The 4,841-nt window shown below is 48.8% G+C and carries 3 protein-coding genes; 1 reads left to right on the top strand and 2 read right to left on the bottom strand.

Annotated elements, in window-relative coordinates:
* Positions 1–212: 212 nt before the first annotated feature.
* Entirely contained in the window at positions 213–2,447 is a 2,235-nt protein-coding gene (locus VN105_RS15045; RefSeq protein WP_325642291.1) for a helix-turn-helix domain-containing protein, read from the bottom strand.
* A gap of 119 nt (positions 2,448–2,566) precedes the next feature.
* Here VN105_RS15045 and VN105_RS15040 point away from each other — a divergent pair, with 119 nt between their 5' ends.
* On the top strand, positions 2,567–3,520 hold the full coding sequence (locus VN105_RS15040) for a nitrilase-related carbon-nitrogen hydrolase (protein ID WP_325642289.1): 954 nt from the start codon (positions 2,567–2,569) through the stop codon (positions 3,518–3,520).
* Between the two features lie 354 nt (positions 3,521–3,874).
* Here VN105_RS15040 and VN105_RS15035 read toward each other — a convergent pair whose 3' ends face one another.
* Entirely contained in the window at positions 3,875–4,594 is a 720-nt protein-coding gene (locus VN105_RS15035) for a hypothetical protein (RefSeq protein WP_325642287.1), read from the bottom strand.
* Positions 4,595–4,841: the final 247 nt, after the last annotated feature.

The raw sequence follows: 4,841 nt of genomic DNA, 5'->3' as shown, positions 1-4,841 counted from the left end.
TGTCTGACTCAGGATTAAACTGATTAAAATGATTTCACTGATTTTGTTTTTGTGATTTTATAAATGATTTTAAAAGGATTTGGGAAGATGGGGGCGAAAGTATCCGCTTTTATCTCTCAAAATCATTTTAAATCCAAAGTAATCAAATCAGGGTAATCAGCGAAATCATCAAAATCCTGAGTCAGACAAAATCCGCGCAGCGCCGAAGGCGCTTAACCATTCATGATCTGTTCTTCCTGTTTCTTTTTGAGATACCATTGTACTACGCGGATTTCCGCGAAGGTGGCGGCGTCGCCCACTCTTTCCTTTATAGGGCCGGCAGCAGTAGCGCCCAGTTCACCGATGTGTTTAAGGATGAGGCGCATGGTGCCTTCCTTTACAAAGCGGTTGATATCCATTTCGCCGGCTTCCACACATTGCGCCAGGTGGCTTTCAATGGTGCTCATGGCCAGCTGCCGCGCGGCAGCAATATCAGCAACGGATTTGCCTGCGAGGTATAACTCCAGGGTACCGCGACGGCTGCTCCCCTTTTCCACTTTGCCTTTGGCGGCTTTTTCCTTACCGGCGGGAACCGGAGTGGCGGCGGCATCTGCCTCCCTTAGCTTGGTGTAGTCTTTCAGGCCGGCGGTAAAATCAAGGTCGGCATAAGCTATTTCCCATACATGGCGCAGTTTATTCCAGCAATCGGCTTCCAGCGCCATGAGCTGAAGGAGGTATTTTTTTGACTTGGCTTTTTTGATGTCGGAGATGTGCGCCTGCAAAGGCTGGATGAGATCTTCGTAAATGCTTTGGGTAAAGTAGCCTATGGCTTTGTTCACCCTTTGCTGCAGCTGTTCCATTTCGCCGGTTTGCACCGCGGTGTCCAGCAGCTGATGCAGCTGGGTTACAAACCTTGCGGCTACTTCGTGCTGCTGCTCTGCTTTGGCCGAGAGGCTGCGGCTCAACTTAATAGCAGCGTCGAAGTCGGGCAGCTTTTTATCCTGGATCCAAACGGCGTGGCTGCGGATGGTAGCCTGCATACGGTACCAGTCGAATTGCTGCAGCAGGGACGTGGCCTGGAATTTCTTCTTTTCCATTTCCAGGAGTACCACCAGTTCATTGGCTTCGTTCTCTTTTTCAGCGAATTGAATCACCTGCCGGTCTGTGCGGATACTGCCGTGCCCGATGCGGGAATGCAGTACCAGTCCATCGAGCGAGGTACAGCGGCTGAGCGCCACGTATACCTGTCCGGGTGCAAAGGCATACCCGGCGTCTATAATGGCGCGTTCAAAGGTAAGTCCCTGGCTTTTGTGGATGGTAATAGCCCATGCCAGGCGGATAGGAAACTGTGTGAAGCTGCCTATTTCTTCCTCTTCAATGCTGTTTTCGTCCTGGTTGTAGGAGTAGCGGATATTTCGCCAGGTTTCCTTACCCAGTTTCAGTTCCTCATGGGAGCCTGCCAGCACCAGCATGATTTCTTCATCGTTGATTTCCTTTACGGTAGCAATTTTCCCGTTATAATAACGGCGGGGTTGCGCCAGGTCGTTTTTGAGGAACATCACCTGGGCGCCTACTTTTAATTGCAGCAGTAATTCAGTGGGTAATGCCTTATCGCTGAAATCGCCTTCTATTTTTCCTTCGAAGCGATGTACTTTCCCGGGCATATCCGCCAGGCGCCGGGCATTGATCTCATCTGCCTTCCGGTTATGGGTGGTGAGTACAATGTACTCTTCATCTTCTCCCGTAAAATTCGGCTGATAATGTTCGTTCAGCAACTGCAGGTCATCATGCAGTACTTCATTATTACGGATCCTGTTCAGCACTTCAATAAAGTGCTGTTCATTCTGCCGGTAAATTTTCTTCAGTTCAATATACAGTGGCGGCGCCTGTTCTATTACTTTAGCAGCAAAGAAAAAGGTACTGTTGTAATATTCAGAAAGCATGCGCCATTCCGCATCGGGTACTACCGGCGGGAGCTGGTAAAGATCCCCGATAAACAATACCTGTACACCGCCAAAAGGCAGCAGTGGTTTATTGCGGAAATGGCGGAGGATCACATCAATGGCATCCAGCATATCGCAGCGCACCATACTTACCTCATCGATGATCAGTAATTCCATTTCCTGCAGCAATACTTTTTTATCGTTGGTAAAACGAATATTGCGGAACAGGCCGTGTTTATCTGTACTGCTGATTTCATCCGTTCCAAATCCTCTTTTAGTGCCCGGGATAAAAGGTCCGAAGGGCAGCTGGAAAAAAGAGTGCATGGTAACACCACCGGCGTTGATGGCAGCCACTCCCGTGGGCGCTACTACTACCGTGTTTTTACGCGTATGTTCTTTGATATATTTCAGGAACGTAGTTTTCCCTGTACCGGCCTTGCCGGTAAGGAAGATATGGCGGTGTGTATGGTTTATGAAATCTGCCGCCAGGTGAAAGATGGTATTTGTATTATCCGGTTGGGGCATCTTGTTATTAAATTGAAAGAGCGAATATACAGAAAATGTGGCGAAAACCGCGGGGATATTGCATGTAATGAAATGCCTTATCTTCGTTTTTCTTTCCGCCGACAAAAAAATTTATTCATATGAACGATCTTAAAATTGCTACTGCGCAATTTGAAAACAGGAGCAACGACAAAGCATATAACCTGGGTATAATCCGGGAATTATCGCGGCAGGCTGCTGCAGATGGAGCAGATGCCGTAGCGTTCCACGAGTGTTCTGTGACTGGTTATACTTTTGCCAGGAACTTATCGCGGGAGCAACTGCTGGAACTTGCCGAGGTCATCCCCGAAGGGCCGTCTATCAAGGCATTGCAGGATATTGCCGCCGAAAATAATATTGCCGTACTGGCGGGATTATTTGAGAAAGACGCCGGCAACAATTTATTCAAGGCGTATGTATGTGTAGATAAAAACGGGCTGGTGGCTAAGTACAGGAAACTGCACCCCTTTATCAACCCGCATCTGCAACCGGGAAATGAGTATGTAATTTTTGATCTGAAGGGATGGAAATGCAGTATACTGATCTGTTACGATAATAATATTACAGAGAATGTACGGGCTACGGCCCTGCTGGGCGCAGAGGTCATTTTTATGCCACATGTAACCATGTGTACGCCATCTACCCGGCCTGGCGCAGGTTTCGTGGACCCGGCGCTGTGGGAAAAGCGACGGGAAGACCCTACTTCACTGCGACTGGAATTTGACGGTATGAAAGGGCGCTCCTGGCTGATGAAATGGCTGCCGGCCCGTGCGTACGATAATGCCATATACGCCGTTTTCTCCAATCCTATAGGTATGGATGATGACCAGCTGAAAAACGGCTGTTCCATGATCATTGATCCTTTTGGCGATGTGATAGCAGAGTGCAGGAAACTGGATAACGACGTAGTAACGGCAACGCTTACACGTAATAAGCTCACCGAAGCCGGCGGATACCGGTACCGGTTGGCACGCCGCCCTGATTTATACGGAGAAGTGATTGCCGCGGCGCATACGCCGGTACAAAAGGTGGTGTGGCTGCAGGAGAAAGGTTAAGGGCTTGATAATTTAAATAAAATTTTAATACAAATAAAAAAGCGGGGATGGCCGTGTGTTTTGAGGGTTTCCTTGTAAATAAAACCATTAAATCCGGCTGAGTGGTTATCTTTGTGCCCCTGACACCGTTTTACAAAGCTTTAAAATAACCCGTTTTTTAGCTTTTTGTATAAAAGAACCGTTCCCTTGTGGAGCGGTTTTTTGTTTTAGGGAGATGCTGGACCGGGAAGATATATGATGTGGCAATAGCAAACTGTTCCGGGAAGATAACAGGCTGGCAGATAGATAGCGCAGCAATAGAAATAGTGTGGGGATTACTTAGCGCATCTATACATCGTGCAGGGCATGTGGAGCTTATGCGGAGGGGAGGTGGACTTGATCAGCTAATGCTGTACCAGTAAGGGTTCCGGCGGATTTCCCCGGTCTGGATATCGCAGGAATTACCAGCATGATATCGGCGGCGTTATGGCGGCGGCTGGCCAGGGTGGACTGGTTAAGGGAAGTAATTACCTGTAATATGTGTAGCAATGTTCCGCTGCCAGGAAGGTTTATAGCCAGTTCGGCACCTTTGAAGGGCTCATTCAAATCGATAGTAACAGTTCGGGCAAGACTGCCGAGTATGCGCTGTTGTATAAAGCTGATGCGCACAGCTATAGCAGTGATGTGGAGGTGGGTGGCGTTTCCCCGGGGAGGCAGCTTCTGGGCGGGAATGTGCCATATTCCGCTGGGCATTGACACCGGTTGTTCGCAGAAAAACTGCGACACAGCCGTATGCTTATTGAACCGGAAGCCACGGATGTCCTGCAGGCGGGATTTCCCGGCCCCGATCAACGCTTTGTTCAGGCGGTTTACGAAGGTGTTATCCGGTGTCATATCCAATAGCGGACCAACGGACTGCCGGATCAGCTTTGCGTGGCGGCTGGCGATCCCGAACTCCCGGGCCGACTGCCGCGTAGCAAGCGTTTGCTGCACCTTTTGCGGCATAGCGCGGATAAAGTATTTCCCGTTCCTCCGGTATCCCACCTGGTTTTCCAGTTTACCGGTAAAAAGAACGATCCCTGTTTGTTTTGCCATATAGCATCACATCTGTTTCTATAAAAATACGAAAAGGGACAGGGTTGGGAGACAACCGAAGGCAATTGAATAAAATGAACAAACAAGGGCTGTTCATTTTGGGACTTTACACTGTTACCACAATTTCCGCAGGCCCCGCACACCGGGAAGTACCCGGAAATGAATGCATAAAAAAACCGCCCTGGCAAAGCCAGCGCGGTTTATAACGAACTATTATAAAATAAATTATGCCAGTCTTACGTTAACA

The organism is Chitinophaga sp., from assembly GCF_035564935.1.
GTDB lineage: Bacteria > Bacteroidota > Bacteroidia > Chitinophagales > Chitinophagaceae > Chitinophaga.
The sequence above is the reverse complement of the archived record's forward strand: the minus strand, read 5'-3'. Positions and strand labels throughout refer to the sequence as shown.